The 20,617-nt window shown below is 57.0% G+C and carries 13 protein-coding genes; 8 read left to right on the top strand and 5 right to left on the bottom strand.

Features of this window, described 5'->3' with window-relative positions; all coding sequences use genetic code 11:
- Positions 1-13: 13 nt before the first annotated feature.
- On the bottom strand, positions 14-1,129 hold the full coding sequence (locus OKX01_RS12935) for an NAD(P)H-dependent flavin oxidoreductase (RefSeq protein WP_094197349.1): 1,116 nt from the start codon (positions 1,127-1,129) through the stop codon (positions 14-16).
- A gap of 169 nt (positions 1,130-1,298) precedes the next feature.
- On the opposite strand from OKX01_RS12935, the gene serB reads away from it, so the two are divergent.
- Positions 1,299-2,150 carry a phosphoserine phosphatase SerB gene (gene serB / locus OKX01_RS12930; RefSeq protein WP_249459818.1) on the top strand — a complete coding sequence of 284 codons (852 nt, stop codon included), beginning with the start codon at positions 1,299-1,301 and terminating at the stop codon, positions 2,148-2,150.
- A gap of 314 nt (positions 2,151-2,464) precedes the next feature.
- On the opposite strand, the gene mfd is transcribed toward serB, so the two are convergent.
- On the bottom strand, positions 2,465-5,944 hold the full coding sequence (gene mfd, locus OKX01_RS12925; protein ID WP_264671828.1) for a transcription-repair coupling factor: 3,480 nt from the start codon (positions 5,942-5,944) through the stop codon (positions 2,465-2,467).
- A gap of 29 nt (positions 5,945-5,973) precedes the next feature.
- Between mfd and ispD the strand changes: the two genes are divergently transcribed.
- Together ispD and ispF are read left to right on the top strand one after the other, a co-directional pair.
- Positions 5,974-6,675, top strand: a complete 702-nt coding sequence (gene ispD, locus OKX01_RS12920; RefSeq protein WP_108727768.1) for a 2-C-methyl-D-erythritol 4-phosphate cytidylyltransferase — start codon at positions 5,974-5,976, stop codon at positions 6,673-6,675.
- Positions 6,672-7,157 (top strand): 2-C-methyl-D-erythritol 2,4-cyclodiphosphate synthase, encoded by a 486-nt coding sequence (ispF, locus tag OKX01_RS12915; protein WP_125277934.1) that lies wholly within the window; start codon positions 6,672-6,674, stop codon positions 7,155-7,157. Before ispD ends, ispF begins: the two co-directional genes overlap by 4 nt.
- Positions 7,158-7,217: 60 nt before the next feature.
- Here ispF and OKX01_RS12910 read toward each other — a convergent pair whose 3' ends face one another.
- Both OKX01_RS12910 and ompR read right to left on the bottom strand, forming a co-directional pair.
- Positions 7,218-8,627 carry an ATP-binding protein gene (locus tag OKX01_RS12910; protein WP_283255439.1) on the bottom strand — a complete coding sequence of 470 codons (1,410 nt, stop codon included), beginning with the start codon at positions 8,625-8,627 and terminating at the stop codon, positions 7,218-7,220.
- Between the two features lie 35 nt (positions 8,628-8,662).
- Complete coding sequence (ompR, locus tag OKX01_RS12905) at positions 8,663-9,397, bottom strand: two-component system response regulator OmpR (RefSeq protein ID WP_003801024.1); 735 nt, start codon at positions 9,395-9,397, stop codon at positions 8,663-8,665.
- 278 nt (positions 9,398-9,675) lie between these two features.
- Here ompR and tsaB point away from each other — a divergent pair, with 278 nt between their 5' ends.
- Positions 9,676-10,908: a tRNA (adenosine(37)-N6)-threonylcarbamoyltransferase complex dimerization subunit type 1 TsaB gene (gene tsaB, locus OKX01_RS12900; protein ID WP_264671827.1), complete on the top strand. Its 1,233-nt coding sequence runs from the start codon at positions 9,676-9,678 to the stop codon at positions 10,906-10,908.
- Complete coding sequence (locus OKX01_RS12895) at positions 10,905-11,822, top strand: uracil-DNA glycosylase (RefSeq protein WP_264671826.1); 918 nt, start codon at positions 10,905-10,907, stop codon at positions 11,820-11,822. The genes tsaB and OKX01_RS12895 overlap by 4 nt, the downstream gene beginning before the upstream one ends.
- A 244-nt stretch (positions 11,823-12,066) precedes the next feature.
- Here the strand turns inward: OKX01_RS12895 and lplT are convergent, their stop codons facing one another.
- Positions 12,067-13,377, bottom strand: a complete 1,311-nt coding sequence (gene lplT / locus OKX01_RS12890) for a lysophospholipid transporter LplT (RefSeq protein ID WP_094197341.1) — start codon at positions 13,375-13,377, stop codon at positions 12,067-12,069.
- A 500-nt stretch (positions 13,378-13,877) separates the two neighbouring features.
- Here lplT and smc point away from each other — a divergent pair, with 500 nt between their 5' ends.
- The 3 genes from smc to ligA are packed head-to-tail and all read left to right on the top strand — an operon-like array spanning position 13,878 to position 20,554.
- On the top strand, positions 13,878-17,402 hold the full coding sequence (gene smc, locus OKX01_RS12885; RefSeq protein WP_264671825.1) for a chromosome segregation protein SMC: 3,525 nt from the start codon (positions 13,878-13,880) through the stop codon (positions 17,400-17,402).
- Positions 17,403-17,447: 45 nt separating this feature from the next.
- Positions 17,448-18,470, top strand: a complete 1,023-nt coding sequence (locus tag OKX01_RS12880; protein ID WP_108727763.1) for a cell division protein ZipA C-terminal FtsZ-binding domain-containing protein — start codon at positions 17,448-17,450, stop codon at positions 18,468-18,470.
- On the top strand, positions 18,467-20,554 hold the full coding sequence (ligA, locus tag OKX01_RS12875; RefSeq protein WP_108727762.1) for an NAD-dependent DNA ligase LigA: 2,088 nt from the start codon (positions 18,467-18,469) through the stop codon (positions 20,552-20,554). Before OKX01_RS12880 ends, ligA begins: the two co-directional genes overlap by 4 nt.
- The last annotated feature ends 63 nt before the right edge of the window (positions 20,555-20,617 follow it).

Below are 20,617 nucleotides of genomic sequence, written 5' to 3'. Positions count from 1 at the left end.
CCCGTACAATCGATCAAGGTTTGTCCAAAGGGGCATGGGTGGCACCAGCCACTCCCAGTCGCTTGCAGACGCCCTGGGCCTCTTGAGCGAGGACCAGCGTCAGTTGCTCAGCAGGCAGGGCACGGCCCAAGGCAGCACTTTGTCCGCTCCACAGGGAGCTGAATTCAGTGCGACCTTGTTTCTCGGCTTCGATACGTAGCGGGCTCAGTGCCGAACCCGCATGGGGGAATACCGGAGCACTGGTGCTTAACGGGCCGATTTCATCCATCAGGCGAGTGCGGATGCTGCGAGCCGGGCGGCCAGAGAACAAATTGGTCAGCGCTGTGCCGTCTGAACGACTATTGGACAGGGCTTGGCGATGCAGCGGGGTGATCTTGGATTCAGGACAGAACAAATAGGCAGTACCAATTTGAGCGGCGCTGGCACCCAAGGCCAGGGCAGCAGCAATACCGCGCCCATCGGCAATACCTCCGGCAGCAATCACGGGGATGCTGACAGCATCAGCAATTTGGGGAACCAAAGACAGGGTGCCTACTTGTGTATGCACCTTATCGTCCAGGAACATGCCACGGTGGCCACCGGCTTCCAGGCCTTGGGCGATGATGATGTCGGCACCGTGCTCTTGCAGCCAGACCGCTTCGGCCGTGGAAGTCGCACTGGACATGACCAGAGTGCCGACCTTTTTCACGCGTTCAAGCAGCTCGGGGGAGGGCAGACCAAAGTGAAAACTGACGACTTCAGGTTTTAATTCCTCAACCAATTCAGCATGTGGGTTGGAGAACGGTGCGCGTGCTGCTTTGGGCAGTTCCTGATTCGGATCCAGGCCGTATTCCTGGTAATAGGGTATTAATCGCAACCGCCACTCTTGCAGGGCCTCTGGCTCCAGGCGCAGGTCGTCGTGACAAAAGAAGTTCAGGTTGATAGGGGCCGAGACAGCTTGCCGGAACAAACCCACTTGTTCCCGAATCTGTTCTGGGCTGAGCATGGCGCAGGCCAGGGAACCCAGGCCGCCGGCACGAGCAACGGCAATAGCCAGTTCGCTGTCTTGGGCACCTGCCATAGGGGCTTGAACGATGGGTTGCTCGATGTGAAGCAGATCCAGCAAAGTATTGTTGGGCCAGATGTACATGAAAGGCGTCCTCGTCATTTCGCGATAGCGTTTATCGTAGCAGGATGGGTTCAGGCTGGAAACTGACATCGTCGTGTACAGCTTGGGGTGTGCAGGGCCCGTGGCAGGCTACAATAATCGTCTTTTGGCACAATGGCTGTGCTGTACTTTTTGCTTTGTGGACGATCTGATGTCTCATCTCATTCTTCAAGGGCCGCGCCTAGATAGCGCCATCATCGAAAAAATTGCCGCAGTGGTGCAGGCCGATGGAGTGCAGGAGCTGGGGCCTACCGCCGTACGCCTGTTGGGTGCTGACGCCACGCAACGTGCTCACGTGCAAACCTTGTGCAAGACCGGCGCGATGGACTTTGCCTTTTTGGAGCAGATTGACCGCCTGAAAGAAATGCGTGTGCTGGCAATGGACATGGATTCCACGCTGATCAATATCGAGTGTATTGATGAGATTGCCGATATGGCTGGCCGTAAAGAGCAGGTTGCCACGATTACCGAAGCAGCCATGCGCGGCGAGATCAAGGATTTCTCCGAAAGCCTGAATCGCCGTGTTGCGTTTCTGGAAGGTGTGCCTGTCAGTGATCTGACCCGTGTCTATGAAGAGCGTTTGCAACCCAATCTGGGCGCAGACCGCTTGATTGCGACGGCTCATGCCCATGGCGTGAAAACCTTGTTGGTCTCGGGTGGCTTCACCTTCTTTACCGAACGTATGAAAGACCGTTTCAGCTTGAGCTACGCCCACTCCAATACCTTGGAAGTGGTGGACGGCACGCTGACTGGCAAGGTGCTGGGCGCAATCGTGGATGGTCAGGCCAAAGCTCGCTTCTTGCAGGAACTGGCTGTGGAACTGGGCGCTGGTCCGGAACAATGTATTGCGATAGGCGACGGGGCCAATGACCTGCCCATGATGTCCAAGGCCAAGTACTCGGTGGCCTACCGTGCCAAACCGGTGGTGCAGGAGCAAGCCAGCTTTGCGTTGAATCACTCTCCGCTGGATGCCGTACTGAACTGGTTCCGCCTGGATGTTTGATGGTGGTGGATCGCCAGCGTAGTCTGGCGATGCAAAGTAAAGCTAAACGCAGCGCAGCAAACTACCTGAGAACCAGGCCAGGCAGAAAGAGGAGCAATAGAACGCTGCGTCGATCCGGCTATTTCTTTATAGTGTTGGGCGCTTCTCTTGAACCCGGAATTCGGTTTGTTGCCAAGCAAACAGTGCAATGGTTCGATCCGTATTCAGAACGCCTCATTGGCTAGAGTAAACACTCAAGCAGTCAGCCTTTACCGTCGAAAAAAGAGCGCTGTCAGTGGCAGCGCTCTTTTTATGTCCAGCCTTGTTGTTAAGGCTTATTTCTCTTTGCGCAAACTGTTCAGCACATTACGTACGGCCTGGATGCGGTTCTTGATTTCCTCGCCCTTGGTAATTTCAATCTTCAGCTTGTCCGGTCCAGCCAGGCGCACCTGCTTGTTCTTTTGCACCAGCTCGATAATGCTGACTGCGTCTACATTGGGTTTGGAAGAAAACTGAATTGTTGCCTGGGCTTCGCTGGCATCGATTTTCACAATCCCTAATGGTTCGGCCTTGATGCGCAAGCGATGCACCGCCAGCAGGTTCTCGCCCGCCTCTGGCAGCAAGCCATAGCGGTCGATCAGTTCCTCATGGATATGGATCAGATCGTCTTCTGTACGAGCGTGTGACAGGGCCTTGTAGTGCCCCAAACGGGCATTCACATCCGGGCAGTAGTTGGCCGGCAGCAGGGCGGACGTGTGCAGGTTCACTTCGCACTGCAAGGCAAAGGGCGAATCCAAGTCAGGCTCTTCACCGGCTTTCAGGGCTTTGACGGCGGTGTTGAGCATATCTGCATACATGGAATAGCCTACTTCCTGAATGTCTCCGGACTGGGACTCGCCCAGTACTTCACCGGCACCCCGAATTTCGAGATCGTGCATGGCCAGGAAAAAGCCTGCGCCCAGCTCTTCCATGGCTTGAATAGCTTCCAGGCGTTTTTTTGCATTGCTGGTGATGGCATCTTCGCCGGGGGTCAGCAGATAGGCGTATGCCTGGTGGTGAGAGCGGCCGACGCGCCCACGTAACTGGTGTAATTGAGCCAGACCTAAGCGATCCGCGCGGTGGATGACGATGGTGTTGGCGGTTGGCACGTCAATGCCGGTTTCAATAATCGTGGTGCACAGCAGCACGTTGTAGCGCTTCTGGTAAAAGCCCTTCATGACGGCTTCCAGCTCGCGCTCGGGCATTTGACCATGAGCCACGGCAATACTGGCCTCAGGCACCAGCTCTTCCAGACGGGCGCGGCGGTTGTGGATGGTTTCAACTTCGTTGTGCAGGAAGTAGACCTGGCCACCGCGTTTTAATTCGCGTAGCAGGGCCTCGCGTATGGTGCTGCCATCTTCACGACGTACAAAGGTTTTGATCGCCAGACGTTTTTGCGGCGCCGTGGCAATCACGGAGAAGTCCCGTATACCCTCCAGAGACATGCCCAAGGTACGGGGGATAGGGGTGGCGGTCAGGGTCAGGATATCGACTTCGGCCCGCAACTGCTTTAGGGCCTCTTTCTGGCGCACACCAAAGCGGTGCTCCTCATCGATGATAACCAGGCCCAGTTGCTTGAAGCGTACGTCCGAGGATAGGATCTTGTGCGTGCCAATCACAATATCGACGCTGCCGTCGCGCAGGCCCGCAATGGCGGCTTGGGTTTCTTTGGTCGAGCGGAAGCGAGACAGCTCAGCAACACGGATAGGCCAGTCGGCGAAACGATCTGAAAATGTTTGTGTGTGTTGCTCGGCCAGCAGGGTGGTTGGGCACAACAAGGCCACTTGTTTGCCATTGGCCACGGCCAGGAAAGCGGCACGCAGGGCGACTTCGGTTTTACCAAAGCCCACATCCCCACAAACGAGGCGGTCCATAGGCTGGCCGGAGGTCATGTCGTTTACGACTGCCTCAATAGCAGCGGCCTGATCCGGTGTTTCCTCAAAGCCGAAACCTTCGGAAAAGGCCTGATAATCATTCAGAGGCAGTTTGAATTGAAAGCCTTCACGAGCAGCGCGCTGGGCGTACAGTGCCAGCAATTCAGCCGCGCTGTCACGCGCTTGCTTGGCCGCGCGACGGCGGGCTTTATCCCATTGACCGGAGCCCAGTTGGTGCAGGGGCGCATGTTCGGGGTCGGCACCGCTGTAGCGGGCAATGACGTGCAACTGCGCCACAGGCACATATAAGGTGCTGCCCTTGGCATATTCCAGATGCAGAAACTCGACCGGGCCTTCGCCCAGGTCCATTTCTTTCAGACCGCAGTAGCGACCAATCCCGTGCTCGGCGTGAACCACGGGGTCGCCCTCGCGCAGTTCCGACAGATCCCGCACCATCGCTTCCACATCGCTGCTGCGCTCGTTGCGGCGGCGGCTGCTTTGTGTGCGTGTCTGGGAGGGGTAAAGGTCATTTTCGGTCAGCAGACTCAGACTGTCGTGCACCAGCGCAAAGCCGCGCGACAGGGGGGCGACGATCAGGGCAAAAGCGGCGTCCGACTCCAGAAAATCGGTCAGACTCTGACAGTCGGCTGCGGGCGACAGATCGTGGTCACGCAGCATTTGTAGCAAGGTTTCCCGACGGCCCGCCGAATCAGCGCACAGCACCGTCCGGTTCTTTGGGTCCAACACCTCTTGCCGCAATTGAGCCAACGGATCCTTGTCGCGCCGGTTGACTGCGACAAGGGGTAAAGCCTCGAAGTCTGGGTGGGCAATGGGCTGATCGTCAGCTTGCGTGTTCAGACTGAGGCGACTAAAAGGTTTGATGCCGTTGAAAAACTGCTCATCAGACAGAAACAGGCTTTCTGGAGGCAAAATCGGGCGCTCACGGTCGTTTTTCAGGAAGGAAAAACGGCTATGGGTATCGCTTTGGAAGCGGCCAATCGCGTTTTGTGCGTCCCCGTGCGTGATGACCAGGCTGCCTGCTGGCACATAGTCCATCAAGGTGGCGGTCTCTTCAAAGAAGAGCGGCAGATAGTATTCGATGCCCGCAAAGGCAATGCCATTGCCTACATCTTTATAGGGCAGGGCGCGTGAAGGATCGCCTTCAAAAAACTCGCGAAAACGCGCCCGGAATTGCGTGCGCGCCTCTTCGTCCATAGGGAATTCACGACCGGGCAAGAGCTGGATTTCCTTGACCGGATACAGGCTGCGCTGGGTATCGATATCAAAGCTGCGTATGCTTTCGATCTCGTTGTCGAACAGGTCCAGACGGTAGGGCAGCACCGAACCCATAGGGAACAGGTCAATCAGGCCACCGCGAATACTGAATTCGCCCGGAGCGCTGACCTGTGTCATGTGGGTGTAATTGGCCAGCATCAACTGGGCGCGCAATTGCGCCTCGTCCAGCTCATCGCCCTGGCGGAAGGAAAAGGTGTAGGCGGCCAGAAAAGAAGGCGGTGCCAGACGATACAGGGCGGTGGTGACGGGAACCGTCAGCACATCAACCTCGTGCATGGTCAGGGCATGCAAGGTGCGCAAACGCTCGGAGATCAGATCCTGGTGGGGAGAGAAGCTGTCATAGGGCAACGTTTCCCAGTCCGGCAACTGGCGCACGCGCAGGGCGGGTCCAAACAACAGGATTTCCTCGGCCAGCCTTTGGGCGGTCAAGGGATCGGCACACAGTACCAGAATAGGCTCTTTATGCTGGCGGGCCAGGTCGGCAATCAGGCAGGCATCGCCCGAGCCAGGAGGCATGGGCTGCGAGTAGCGTTGACCGGGGCGTAAGGCGGCCAGCACATCTTGAGTGCTGGGCAGGGACAGGGAGTGCTGTTTTTCGGTTTCCATCAGGATTGTCATTATAAAATCACCCACCTATGAAGACTACCTTGATTGCAATTGTTCCAGCCGCCGGTATTGGCTCGCGCGCCCTGGATTCTGCCACGAAGACGCAAGGCGTGCCCAAGCAATATCGTTTGCTGGGCGGGCAGCCCATGTTGCGCCGTTCGGTACAGGCTTTGCTGGCTGATGAGCGCATCAGCCAGGTGCGGGTGGCCGTGGCCCCCGGTGATACCTGGGCGACGGCGGCACTGGACGGCTTGCCGCGTACGGTTTGCCTGCCCTGTGGTGGTGACACGCGGGCTGAAACGGTGCTCAATACTGTGCAGAGCCTGGATAAGGACGAACAGGCCTGGGTTCTGGTTCACGATGCCGCTCGCCCCGGTTTGCCCAAGCAGGCCCTGGCACGTTTGATTGATGCCTGCTTGCAGGCGCAACGTGGTGGCTTGTTGGCCTTGCCCGTGCCTGATACTGTCAAGCGCGCAACGCCTGCGGAGCCAGTGGGGGTGTTGGAAACGGTGGACAGAGAAGGACTCTGGCTGGCGCAGACTCCCCAGTTGTTTCCCGCCCGTGCCTTACGTGGGGCCTTACAAGCGGCTAAAGAGCAGGGTTTTGTGGTGACGGATGAGGCTAGCGCCATGGAATTGGCGGGTAGCCAACCCTTATTAATATTGGGGTCGGCGCGGAATTTTAAAGTCACCTGGCCTGAAGATTTTGAATTGATGGAGAAGTGGTTATGAGCATGCCAATTCGCGTAGGACAAGGTTTTGATGTGCATGTGCTGTGCGAAGGCCGGCCTTTGATCTTGGGCGGCGTCACCATCCCGCATACGCATGGCTTGATGGGGCATTCGGATGCCGATGCCTTGCTGCATGCCATTACCGATGCGATTTTGGGGGCGGCAGGCCTGGGCGATATTGGTCGCCACTTTCCCGATACAGACCCTCAATACAAGGGCGCTGATAGCCGTGTCTTGTTGCGTCATGCTTATGAGCAGGTGCGCGCTGCGGGTTGGTTGGTTGGGAATGTAGATGCCACGATTCATGCGCAAAAACCCAAGATCGCACCACATGCCCCGGCGATGGTGGCCAATATCGAGGCCGATCTGAAATTGGAGCCTGGCAGTGTGAACATCAAGGGCAAGACAAACGAGGCGATTGGCTTTGTCGGGCGCCAGGAAGGGATTGCGGTCACTGCCGTGGCTCTGCTGTATCGCGCCTGAGTGGTTTTGGTCTGAGACTAGCCTTGGGCAGGGAAAATCCCTGCCCAAGTTTTATTCGGCTCAGGAAGCTTTGCTGTCCTTATCGCTCTGCGTTCCAGGCGCATTGCGACTGGCACGGATACGTGGCAACTGGATACGGGCGGTCAAGCCTTCGGACGGAGCACTGACCAGTTCAAAGTGCCCTCCGACCTGTCCTAGCAAACGTTCCACTATCGCCAGTCCCAAACCAGCACCACTGACACCTGTGCGGGCAGAGACACCGCGCGAGAAGGGGCGTAGCAGGCGCTGGATGTCGCTTTTTGCAATACCGGCTCCCTGATCCTTGACGGCGATGATCAAAATATTGCCATGTTGATGCGCCGACAGCTCGATGCGTGCCCGATCATCTTCGGGACTGCGTCCATAGCGGCGGGCATTTTCGATCAGGTTGGAGACGATACGCTTCAAATCGTGTGCGCTGATGCGGGCATACAGATTGGGTTCGACGGAGGCCGTCAAAATGCCACCCAAGGATTCGGTATGCGTGCGCTCACGCTCGTAGACATCATTGAGCACGGCGGACACATCAATGCCATGCTCGGGCACAGCCGCAGCAGGACGGGCATATTCCATCAATTGACCAATACTGTGGTCAATCTGAGCCAAGTCCTCGTCAATGGCGGCACGAGTCTCGTCCGATACCTGACTTAATTCAATTTCCAGACGCATGCGGGCCAGTGGTGTGCGCAAATCGTGCGAAATACCGGCCAGCATGATCTCTCGATCCGCCTCTGTTTGGCGGATATCTCGGGCCATGCGGTTAAAGGCGATATTCATGTCACGGATTTCAACCGGGCCTTTTTCAGGCAGGGTGCTGGGTGTTTCACCACGAGCCAACTGCTGGGCCACTTTGGCCAGTTGGGCCAAAGGCCGGTTCACAAAGCGCACACTGACAGCGGCACCGATCAGGGCCAGCAGCAAGGCGGTAGCGCCCCAGCCCAGCCATTCCACTCCGGCGGTCAGACTTAATTGTTCGCGATCAAAGACCAGCCAATACTGATCGTCATTGATATCAAACGAAACCCAGATGCCCGGCACGCTGTTGACCGACCACATGATCAAGGTCTGGCTGCCTAATGCGCCACGCACTTCGGTAGAGACATGCTGCCAGTAGTTGGAGCGCGGCAGGGGTTCAAGCTCGTCCGTGTTCTCGCGTGGTTGCACGCGCAGACTTTCCTTGGTGGCCAGATCCAGCAACAGGGCAGGTCGTACCGCCGGGGGTGCGTACACCAGAGCCGATCGGGTGATGCTGACAATGGACGCCACGCGTTGCGCCATTTGGGCTGCGCGTGGGCCTTCTTCCATACTGAAGAATACTTGCAGCCAGGCACCCAGGCTGACGAGCATTAACGCTGCGAGCAATAAAAAAGACCGGCTGAATAAACCCAGCCGGATACTTGAGTTTTTTGTTGCTCGGCGTTGGGCGGCCACGGCGGGCCGCCCGTCTTGCTGACCGGAAGACAAGGTCAGTTACCGCCGTCTGGAACAAAAACGTAGCCCAGGCCCCAGACCGTTTGAATAAACACGGGCTTGGAAGCATTGGGTTCGATCAGCTTGCGCAGACGCGAAATCTGGACGTCCAAACTACGGTCAAAGGCTTCGTATTCACGGCCACGCGCCAATTCCATCAGTTTGTCGCGCGACAAGGGGATCTTGGGGTGACGGGCAAACACTTTCAGCACGGAGAACTCGCCCGTTGTGATGGGGACAACTTCGTTATTGCGTGTCAGTGTTCGAGTGGACAGGTTCAGCACATAAGGACCGAACTCAATCGATTCATTTTCCTGACTAGGTGCGCCGGGGTGTTCCTCGGTACCACGGCGTCGCAAGATAGCGTTGACACGGGCCAGCAGTTCGCGGGGGTTGAAAGGTTTGATGAGGTAGTCATCGGCACCCATTTCCAGGCCCACGATACGGTCGATTTCTTCGGCCTTGGCGGTAAGCATGATGATGGGGGTATTGTCGTGACCGCCGCGCAGCCGGCGACAGATGGATAGGCCATCCTCGCCTGGCAGCATCAGATCCAGTACCAGCAGATCGAAATGCTCACGTTGCCAGAGTTTGGCCATTTCTTTACCGTCTTCGGCAACGAAGACGTTGAATCCTTGTTCAGACAGGTAGCGGCGCAGCAAATCGCGCAGCCGGGGATCGTCGTCAACGACAAGGATTTTGCGGGTGAGGGGGGGTGTCGGCGTATTCATAGCGAAAATGTAACAGGCATCAGAAAGCGCGTATAGGGGGGTGTAGAAAAATATTACACATTAAGTGTTTTGTACTATTTATGCGCCTTGCAGCAGGTTTAGGGTGATTTAGAAGACGATTGTATGGTGGCAAATAATCTGATTGGTCGGTTTGAGCCAAGTCAAAAAAAAGAGCGGCCAGAGAAGAAATGCGCTCTGAGTTGCGCTGTGGAGTGTTTTGTCCTTGTCCGATCCCAGGGAGCTGCCTATTTTGAGGCTGCTTAAACTAAAATAGCGCGATGGATGCACATATTCTTGCCTTGGAGACTTCCTCCAATCTCTGTGAACTGACCTTGTTATCTCGCACACAGGCGGGTATTTCGCTTGTGGAGCTGAGTCACGAGGGGAGCGGCGACCACGCCGAACGCCTTTTGCCCATGGCCGAGCAACTGCTGGAGCAGGCGGGGGTGGATAGACACGCCTTGACCGCGATTGCGTTCGGGCAAGGTCCAGGTGGATTTACCGGGCTGCGCGTGGCCTGTGGCGTGGCTCAGGGTATGGCTTTTGCCTTGGGATTGCCGGTACTGCCGGTCTCGTCCTTGTTGGCGGCTGCCGCTTGCGGCACGCCCATCGAGGGGACGGCTTATGTGGTGGCACAGGATGCGCGCATGCAAGAGGTGTATGCCGCTGTGTACAGTTGGACGGCCAAGGGTTCCTGGTCCGTGCTGCAAAGTCCGGTCTTGCTCGATGCCGCCCAGGTCACTACCTGGATTGTCCGTTTGCAAGCGGAAGGGTTGATTGCCCAGCAACAGCCCATTTGTGTCCTTGGTGACGCTCTGGAGCAGTTTCCTGATCTAGCCCCAGCCGTTCTGGCTCAGGGCTGGGAAGTGGGCCAGCCGTGGCGTGCAACCGGTGCCAGTGTGGCGCATTTGGCCTTGCATGATCTGGACGAAGGACGCGGTGTCTCCCCAGACCTGGCCATGCCATTGTATGTGCGCGAGAAAGTTGCCTACACCATTCAGGAACGTGAACAGGGCTTGGGTGGAAACCCGGCCGCTCTGGATCAACCTCTGCAAATTGAAGCCATGCAGGCAGGCCATGTATCTGCTGTGCTGGATATTGAACGCTGCGTGGAAACTCACCCTTGGACGGCAGGTAATTTCACGGATGCTTTGGGCAATAGTGCGTATTGCTCCCGAATCATTCACAAGCAAGGGCAGGTTCAAGGCTATGCCATTTGGTTGCAAGCCCCCGATATGATTGAACTTCTGCTGATTGGGGTGTCCCCCGAGCAGCAGCGCCGCGGTCTGGCTTGGCAATTGCTGGACGATGGCCTGGAATGGGCCCGTCAGCAGCAGCTCGAGCGCGTGGTTCTGGAGGTGCGAGCCTCAAATGCGCCGGCTATCGGCTTATATCAGAAGTATGGTTTCAAGGCGGATGGTTTACGTAAAAACTACTATCCGCTTAGCGATGGACAGCGTGAAGACGCGGTCTTGATGAGCCTGAGCTTGGCCAGCAAGGCAGGGGCATGATCGATTTTCAGCCTATCTCCCCTTTGCAGCGCACCTGGCTTTTGGAGTTGGGGCTGGAGCGTGCTTTTTTGGCGCGTCTGCCCCAGGCGCAGCCTGGTGGGCAGTCCGCCCCTGTGGCCGCCCCTGCGCAAGAGGCCGCAGCAGCGATGCAGACGGCTCAGCCGGTAAAGCGGCATCTTAATGATGCGGGCAGTCCGTCCCCCTCAGCCCCCGCAGCGGCTACGGATGCCATGTCGGCCCGAGATCAGGCACTGGCTGTCTTGCGTAAATCCGGTGCCAGACCGGTAGCGGCAGCTCCTGTCGAGGAAGTGGTGCAGCGGCCTGCCGTGCTGATTCAGCCTGAAAAAGCGCAGGATATGGCCAGCTTGCTGGAGCAAGTACAGGCTTGTCAGGAATGTGGTTTGCACACGGGGCGAGCTCAAGTAGTGTTTGGTTCAGAGCTCTTGTCCGAGCCGGACTGGATGATTATTGGCGAAGCACCGGGCACGAGCGATGATCGTAGCGCCAAGCCTTTTGATGGCAAGGCGGGTCTGCTCTTGCAAGCCATGCTCAATAGCGCGATTCCCAATGCCTCGGTTTATAAAACGCATCTGGTGAAGTGCCGCCCCCTGGGTAATCGTCCCCCCACACAGGAAGAGCTGGCTGCATGCCGGGCTTTTCTGGACGCCCAAATTCGCTTGGTACAGCCACGTCGTTTGTTGGCCGTCGGCCATTTGGCGGCGGTGGCACTAAGTGGTCGTGATGAGGATCTGGAAACCTTGCGGGGTCAGGCTTTAACGTATACCGATGCTCAGGGGCGCAGCCTGCCTTTGGTGGTGACATACCATCCGGCCTCGCTCTTGTTGCGCCCGCAGCACAAAGCCAATGCCTGGCGGGATTTGTCTTTGCTGCGCGAATTGCAAAACCAGCCCTGATACAGGTCCTTTGGGTATTTTTTATCGCCGGGCCGCCCCAAGATAAAAAGCGCCCCCTTTGGGGGGGCAGCAAGCCGTAGGCGCAGCGTGGGGGGTATGTTTTATCGCCGGGCCGCCCCAAGATAAAAAGCGCCCCCTTGGGGGGCAGCAAGCCGCAGGCGCAGCGTGGGGGGTATGTTTTATCGCCGGGCCGCCCTAAGGCTCGGCGTCCCTGGTAAAAAGCGCCCCTTTGGGGCGCTTTTGCTTACTTGGCCGTCAATGCCTGCCCATGTCCTTCTTGTCCGATGCAGGCTTCCAACTCGGGATGGGCGCGCAGATTGGCATTTTTCCAGATGATGAATACCGTCATCAAGGATGCCACCATCAGGCCAAAGAACACAATGATGTAGTTGATGGGTAAACGCAGCCACAGCAGTAGGCTGTACAGCGCCAGCATGAACAGAATATTCAGTTGTTCATTGAAGTTCTGGACAGCAATGGAGTGACCGGCCGACAACATGACGTGGCCGCGATGTTGTAGCAGGGCGTTCATGGGGACGACGAAAAAGCCGGATAAGCCCCCAATACCCATCAGCAGGGTATAGACCGCCCATTTTTCGTGGACCAACGGCATGAGCAAAACCACAAAGCCCATGGCCACGCCCACCGGTAGAACGGCCAGGGACTTCTTCAAAGGAACGCGAGCGGCAAAGACAGCGCCAAAAACCGTTCCCAAGGCTGCTACTCCCATCAGCACCGAGGCCTGATCCAAACGGTAGCCCAGATGCTGGGCGCCCCATTCGATCACAATGAATTGCAAGGTGGCACCGGCACCCCAGAACAAGGTAGTGACGGCCAGTGAGATTTGGCCCAGCTTGTCCTGCCACAAAATGCACACGTAGGAACGAAATTCCTTGAGCAGCAAGATGGGATTTTTTTGTTGAGGTGGGTAGTCGATATTGGTGCGGGGAATCAGCAGATTGCACAGTGCTGCAGACAGATAAATAAAGGAAATCAGCAAGATAGCGACTTCGGCACGCGTCTGGGCCAACGGTGCAATCAGAGGGTGTTCGGCCAGCGCGCTAGCGATCGATGGGTTGATCAGGATACCGCCCAACACCGTGCCGCCGATGATGGACAGAACGGTCAGCCCTTCAATCCAGCTATTGCCCTTGACGAGCAGTTCGGGCTTGAGCATTTCCGTGACGATGCCGTATTTGGCGGGGGAGTAGGCGGCAGCACCGATACCAACCAGGGTGTAGGAGATAAAGACCAGAACCAACTGCTGGGAGTCGTTCATGCCAAAGTACTGGTGGCAGAACATCAACATACAGCCAATCAGCTTGATGGCGTTGGTGGCGAACATGACTCGACCCTTGGGATACGAGTCGGCAAAAGCACCTACAAACGCCGCCAACAGGACGTAGGACAGTGCAAACCACCATTTCATCATCGGGACCATCCAGATAGGTCCGTGCAAATCTGCGATCAGGGCGATAGCGGCAATCAGCAAGGCATTGTCAGCAACTGATGACAATGCCTGCGCGGCCATGACCAGATAAAAACCTTTATTCAAAATACATTCCGAATGCGTGTGCTTTTTGAAAACAGTATGGTGGCTGCAAAGCACGAATCTAGGCCAGGTATCAGGCAGGACGAGCTGGCCGGGGGGCTGCTCACCACGGTTCTCCTGAAAAACCTGTGCCGGTGCGAAATTTACGAACAGAGATGGGGAGCAAGAATAACAGGGACTGCGGGGGCAGTGGTATCAGAAATTCATTGCATGTGTTTGTCTGCCTGGATTTTCGGGACGAGCGGGCACTGCCAAAGCATTATTGTAAATGGTCTGCTCGACACTATTGCCCCGCTTGCCACGCAGGGTAAACAGGGCTTGACGGCGGGCGATGGGGGCTGCCTTACTATTTCAGCAGCCGAGCCGTGGTTTTCATTTGTTTTTTAGCTGTCTTTGCGGTGGGTGGCAGGTGCTGCGGTATCATACGACTCGCGGTGCTAGGCAGATCAAAATGGCGCCGTGTGCCTGTTCAAATTGTTCTTTTCTGAGCTGACTTCTACCCTGTGCGTCTAACCCAGATCAAACTCGCTGGTTTCAAATCTTTTGTGGACCCGACCTCCATCCCAACTCCCAGTCAGTTGGTGGGTGTTGTCGGGCCCAATGGCTGTGGGAAATCGAACATCATCGATGCGGTGCGTTGGGTGCTGGGCGAGAGCAAAGCCTCCGAGTTGCGTGGCGAGTCCATGCAGGACGTTATTTTCAACGGTTCATCGCAACGTAAACCGGCTGGCCGTGCGTCGGTTGAACTGGTTTTTGATAATTCCGAAGGGCGGGCCTCAGGCCAGTGGAGCACCTATGCCGAGATCTCGGTACGGCGTGTCCTGAGTCGGGACGGGACAAGCAGCTATTTTCTGAACAATCAGGCCGTTCGTCGGCGTGACATTCACGACATCTTTTTAGGTACGGGCCTGGGGGCGCGTGGTTACGCCATCATCGGGCAGGGCATGATTAACCGCCTGATTGAAGCCAAGCCCGAAGAGCTGCGCGTATTTCTGGAAGAGGCGGCGGGCGTGTCGCGCTACAAGGAACGTCGTCGCGAAACCGAGAGTCGCCTGCGCGACACCCGCGAAAACCTGCTGCGGGTAGAAGACATCCAAAGAGAACTGGATGCGCAACTGGAGAAATTGCAGGCGCAGGCTGAAGTGGCGCGCCAGTATCGTGATTTGCAGCAAGATGGCGAGCTCAAGCAAAATCTGCTGTGGCTGCTCAAAGAGTCCAATGCGCAGGGCGATCAGAAAGCCCGTTTCCTGGCAATTGAGCAAGCCCAGACCAAGCTGGAAGAATCTATTGCAGGTTTGCGGCATACCGAGTCTGCGTTGGAGTCTCAGCGACAGGCGCATTTGCAGGCCGGGGACGCTTTGCATCAAGCGCAAAGCCAGTTGTATGAGGCCGGCTCCCAAGTGTCTAGCCTGGAGGCGGAAATTCGCCACGTGCTCGATTCGCGCAGCCGCATGGCGCAGCGTCGCGAGCAACTGGAGCAACAACAGCACGACTGGGTCGAGCAACAAGAACATTGTCAGCAGGAGCTGGAAAACAGCGAACAGCAGCGTGAAGAGGCGGCGGTAAAGCTGGAGGAGTTACAGATTCAGCTAGAAGAGGCGCAAGGAGCCTTGCCCGATCTGGAGCGGCGTGTACGCGAACAGGCCCAGCGTCGGGACGAAATGCGCATGGCTTTGGCGCGTCTGGAGCAGAATCTGGCCTTGGCGGCACAATCGCAGCGCGATGCTGACCGCCAGATTCAAGGCGTGGAGCAGCGTCAGGAGCGCTTGAAGCAGGAACTGCGCGAACTCAATGCCCCGGACCCGGACAATCTGGAACGTCTGCAAGGCGATCTGAATATGCTGCAAAATCAGTTGCAGCAAGCTCAGGAGCATATGCAGCATCTGGAAGCCCAGCTTCCTCGATTGGAACAAGAGCGCAAAGAAGCGCAGGAACAAGCTGTGCAAGGCGGGCAGGACATGGCCCGCCTGGAAGCGCGTCATCTGGCCTTGAGCCGTTTGCAGGAAGACGTGGCCCGCAAGGGGACTCTGGAACCCTGGCTGGCCAAGCACGGGCTGGAGAGCATGAAACGTCTTTGGCAAAGCCTGGACGTGGAGAAGGGCTGGGAAACCGCGCTGGAAGCCGTGCTGCGTGAGCGCATGACGGCTTTGGAGCTGCGTCGCCTGGATATGGCGGCTGCGTTCGCCAGTGATGCGCCACCTGCTCGTTTAAGTTTTTACCAGTTGCCCGAAGCGGGGGCGCCTGCCAAGCCCGCGCTGGATTTGCCCTTGCTGACCTCGGTGCTGCGACAGCAGGAAGGCGGTTTGCGCAGCTTGCTGGATAACTGGTTGCACCAGGTTTATGTCTGCCAGGATTTGAAGCAGGCCCTGAGCCTGCGCGAGCAACTGACGGATCAAATGGCCATTGTGGTGCGTGGCGGTCATTTGGTGGATAAGCACAGCATTCGCTTTTATGCACCAGACTCCGAGCAAGCCGGGATGTTGGCACGTCAGCAGGAAATTGCGCATCTCGAGCGAGAGCTGCGTGGCGCTCAATTGATTGTGGACGAGCTGGGCCATACCAGCACCCAGGCCGAAATGGCCTTGCAGCAAGTGCGTAATGGTCTGGTTCCGGCCCGAGCCCGCGTGGGCGAGCTGACTGCTCGTATGCACGATGTGCAATTGGAACACTCCAAGCTGGCTCAGCAAGCGCAGCAATCGCAAGAGCGCGGTGGTCGTATCAACGAGGAACTGGAAGAACTGGCGGTGCAGCGCGAAGAGCTGCAAGCGAACCGCGAGGAGTTCGAGGCCCGCTTTGAAACGCTGGACGAAGAGTTGGCCGAGCATCAGGGGGTATTTGCCGAAGCGCAGATGGAAGGCGAGAAGGGCGCCGAGCAGGCTGAGCAGGCTCGGCGCACAGTCCACGAGCGCGAACGTGCTGTGCACGATGCCCAGTTTGCCGAACGTGCCTTAGTGCAACGTATGGCCGAACTGGAGCGCAATCTGGCCTTGGCGCAGGAGCAGGCACAACGCACTGCCGGCCAGTTGGAAGGTTTGCAAGGCGAACTGCTGGATCTGGATGCCTCGGCCGCACAAGCCGGTTTGCAGGATGCGCTGGAATTGCGTGCCGAACGCGAGGAAGCAGTACGCTTGGCAAAAATCCAGCTCGATACACTGGCAGCCCAATTGCGCGAGCATGAACAGGCCCGTGCCGAGCATGAAAAGAATCTGGGACCTTTGCGCGAGCAAGTCACTGAATTGCAGTTGCAGGAACAAGCGTCGCGTCTGGCGGTCGAACAGTTTGCTGAACAGTTGGACAGCAGAAAGGTAAACCGTTCCGAACTGTGGAGCTTGTTACAGGAAAAGACACCGGAATGGCAGCGCGTGGGTTGGTTGCAGTCTGAAGTGCAGCGTATCTCGCGCCAGATTGAAGGCTTGGGTTCGGTGAACCTGGCGGCCCTTGAAGAGCTGACTACAGCACAAGAACGCAAGACTTATCTGGATGCCCAGCATAAGGATTTGAGTGATGCCATCGAGACCCTGGAAGATGCAATTCGCAAGATTGACCGCGAGACGCGCCAGTTGCTCATGGAAACATTCAACATCGTTAATCAGCACTTTGGTGAGCTTTTCCCAAGGCTATTTGGTGGTGGAGAGGCTAAACTGACGATGGTGGGCGATGAAGTGCTGGAAGCCGGGGTGCAAGTCATGGCTCAACCACCAGGTAAACGCAATAGCACGATTCATTTGCTCTCTGGTGGTGAAAAGGCCTTGACCGCGACAGCGTTGGTTTTTGCCTTTTTCAAACTGAATCCTGCCCCCTTTTGTTTGCTGGACGAGGTGGATGCGCCATTGGATGATGCAAATACCGAACGCTATGCCAATCTGGTGGCCAGCATGAGTGAACAAACCCAGTTTTTGTTTATTTCTCACAATAAAATTGCCATGCAGATGGCTAAGCAACTGATCGGTGTCACCATGCAAGAGCAAGGTGTGTCCCGAATTGTGGCAGTGGACGTAGACGCTGCCATGCAAATGAGCAGTGTGTAAGCCTGTTTTTTTTAATCCGCTAGTGTTGATTCGACGGAACTGACAATGAGTGATTTGCAAATCGCACTGATTTTATTGGGCATTTTGCTCATCTTGCTCGTGGTGGTCTTTAACTGGTGGCAAGACCGCCGAGTGCGCCAGCAGATGCAAAGCCAATTCCCGGATGGGGATACGGATCCTTTGATGAGCCAGCTCACCGAGCTGGAACGTCGCGAGCCCAGCATGACGCGTGGCGGGGATGCTGCGGCTGCTGGCAGCGAGCACGATGCCGCTGAGGCCGATTGCACCACCGAGGCCGTCATTGACATCAGTTTCAGCCAGCCAGTGGACGCCCAGGATTTGGCTCAGGCCTTGCAGTCCATCTCGCGTACGGGTGCCAAGCCCGTGCGTTACTTTGCCGAGTGCGAAGGGGGCGGTCATCGTGCTCGTTTGCGTTCGGGCGAGTCCTACGCCAGCATGCAAATTGCCGTTTTGCTGGCCAATCGCAGCGGTCCCTTGTCAGCCATTGAGTGGTCGCAGGTCTGGATGGCCGCGCAAGCGTTGGCGCAACAATTTGATGGCTCGGTAGAAGGTCCTGAACAGGACGATGTGTTGCGTCGTGCAACTGCCCTGGACAATACCTGCGCCGATCTGGACGCGTTGGTGGGGGTGTCGGTGCGTTTGCCCGGCCCTATGCCGGCTTCTTCCGTGATTCAGATGGTCAAGGACGCCGGTTTTTTACCCTTTGGTCAGCAACTGGCCTGGCTGGCCGATTCGGGCCAACCCCGTTTTACCGCCATGTTCGACGGCGCCCAACCCAGGGATATTCAGTCGGCCAGCATTGAGCGTATTGACCTGTTGCTGGACTTGCCCAACAGCCCGGCGGACGATCATGCCTTTAGCCGTATGGCAACGGTGGCCCGTGATCTGGCCAGCCGTCTGGACGGCGTGGTGTTGGATGACCAAGGTCGCCCTTTGCCCGAGAGCACCGATCAAAACATTGATGAGCAACTAAGCAATCTGTACGAACGCCTGGAGCAAGCTGGCTTTACGGCAGGCCAGGAACGTACAGGCAGGATTTTTTCGTGAGTTTGAAGCGAGTACAGCAGTTACATGAAGAACTGGCCCAGCATAACTGGGCCTATTACGTTCAGGATGCACCCAGCATTTCGGACGCGCAATACGACGCATTGATGAACGAGCTGCTGGCGCTGGAAGCCGAGCACCCGGAATGGATTACCCCGGACTCTCCTACGCAACGCGTGGGCGCAGCACCTTTGGACGGCTTTGACACTGTTGAGCATGCCGTTCCCATGTTGTCTTTGGGTAATGCCTTTGATGATGCGGAGGTGCAGGCTTTTGACAAGCGCGTCGCCGATACCTTGGTCGAGGCCGGTGTGGTGGGTTTAGACCGCCGGGTAGATTATCTGGCCGAATACAAGTTTGACGGCTTGGCGATCAGCCTGCGTTATGAACAAGGTCTGTTGGTACAAGCATCGACTCGCGGTGATGGCACCACGGGTGAGGACGTCACCAGCAATATTCGCACCATTAAATCCATTCCTCTGCGCTTGCGCGGCGATGCGGCGCAATTGCCCGCCGTGCTGGAGGTGCGGGGCGAGGTCTTGATGAATCGGGCGGACTTTGAGCGCCTGAACGAGAACCAGACCAAGCGTGGCGAAAAAGTATTTGTGAATCCGCGTAATGCGGCCGCAGGCAGCTTGCGCCAGTTGGATCCGAAAATCACTGCTAAACGGCCTTTGCGCTTTTTTGCCTATGGCTGGGGGGAAGTCAGCCCTATGCCTGCCGTGACTCAGCCGCAACATGCCTTGTTTGCCGAACCCGTAGGCGATGCGCTGCCCCGTGATACCCAATCGGGCATGATGGACTGGCTGGAAAGCCTGGGTATGCCCTTGAGCCGCGACCGAAAAGTCGTCAAGGGCGTGCAGGGCCTGCTGGATTTTTATACCGAGACGCAAGAGCGCCGTACCGGTTTGCCCTTTGAAATTGACGGTGTGGTGTACAAAGTCAATTCTTTGGCCGCGCAGCGTGTCCTGGGCTATGTGGCACGTGCGCCACGCTTTGCTGTCGCTCACAAATTCCCCGCGCAGGAAGAAATAACGCGTGTGGAGAACATCGAGTTTCAAGTGGGTCGCACCGGTGTTGTCACGCCAGTCGCACGTTTGAAACCGGTCTTTGTGGGTGGCGTTACAGTGACCAATGCCACGCTGCATAACGAAGACGAGGTACGTCGCAAAGATGTGCGCGCAGGCGATACCGTGGTTGTTCGTCGTGCCGGGGATGTGATTCCGGAAGTTGTTGCCGTGGTGCTAGAGCAGCGCCCCGAAGGCAGTATGCCCTTCGAGATGGTCAAGGAGTGCCCGGCGTGTCATTCGGCGCTGGAGCGTCTGGACGGTGAGTCCGCCTGGCGCTGTACCGGTGGCTTGATTTGCCCCGCCCAGCGCAAGCAAACGCTGATTCACGCGGCCAGCCGTAAAGCCCTGGATATTGAAGGCCTGGGTGAAAAGCTGGTGGACCAGTTGGTGGAAACCGGACTGGTCCATACCTTAGCCGATATTTTCAAGCTGAAGGTAGAGAAGTTGGTGCTGCTGGAGCGGATGGGACGCAAGTCCGCCGAGAACCTGATCGAGGCGATCAACAAGGTGCGTGAGCCAGCCTTGAATCGTCTGATCTATGCCTTGGGTATCCGCCATGTTGGCGAGACTACGGCACGCGATCTGGCACAGCATTTTGGCTCCTTGCAGGCTTTGGAGCAGGCTGATGAAGAGGCGCTGCTGCAAGTTAACGAAGTGGGCCCGGTTGTCGCGGCTTCCGTACGGCACTTTTTTCAGGAACCTCATAATCGTGAAGCCCTGGATGATTTGCTGGCCGCTGGGGTGACACCTCAACAGGCACAAGCCCGTGCCAATAGCGCTAATCTGCCGCTGGCGGGCAAAACGGTTGTCATCACGGGAACCTTGCCCAGCATGAGCCGTGACGAGGCTACGCGCCGCGTATTAGAGGCGGGCGGCAAGGCCAGTGGCTCAGTCTCCAAAAAGACCGCCTATGTGCTAGCGGGAGCTGAGGCCGGTTCCAAGCTGACCAAGGCACAAGAATTAGGCGTGACTATTTTGGACGAAGCCCAGTTTCTGGCTTTATTGGCGGGTGAGTAAGGCGCTGGTGTATGAAGGTCAGTGTCTGGCGAGCATGAGGAGCGGAGTGCTCTTGTCTGAAGC

Source organism: Alcaligenes sp. SMD-FA, from assembly GCF_025960365.1.
Taxonomy (GTDB): domain Bacteria; phylum Pseudomonadota; class Gammaproteobacteria; order Burkholderiales; family Burkholderiaceae_B; genus Alcaligenes; species Alcaligenes aquatilis.
Note: the sequence above shows the minus strand (reverse complement) of the source record. Positions and strands in the feature narration are given on the sequence as shown.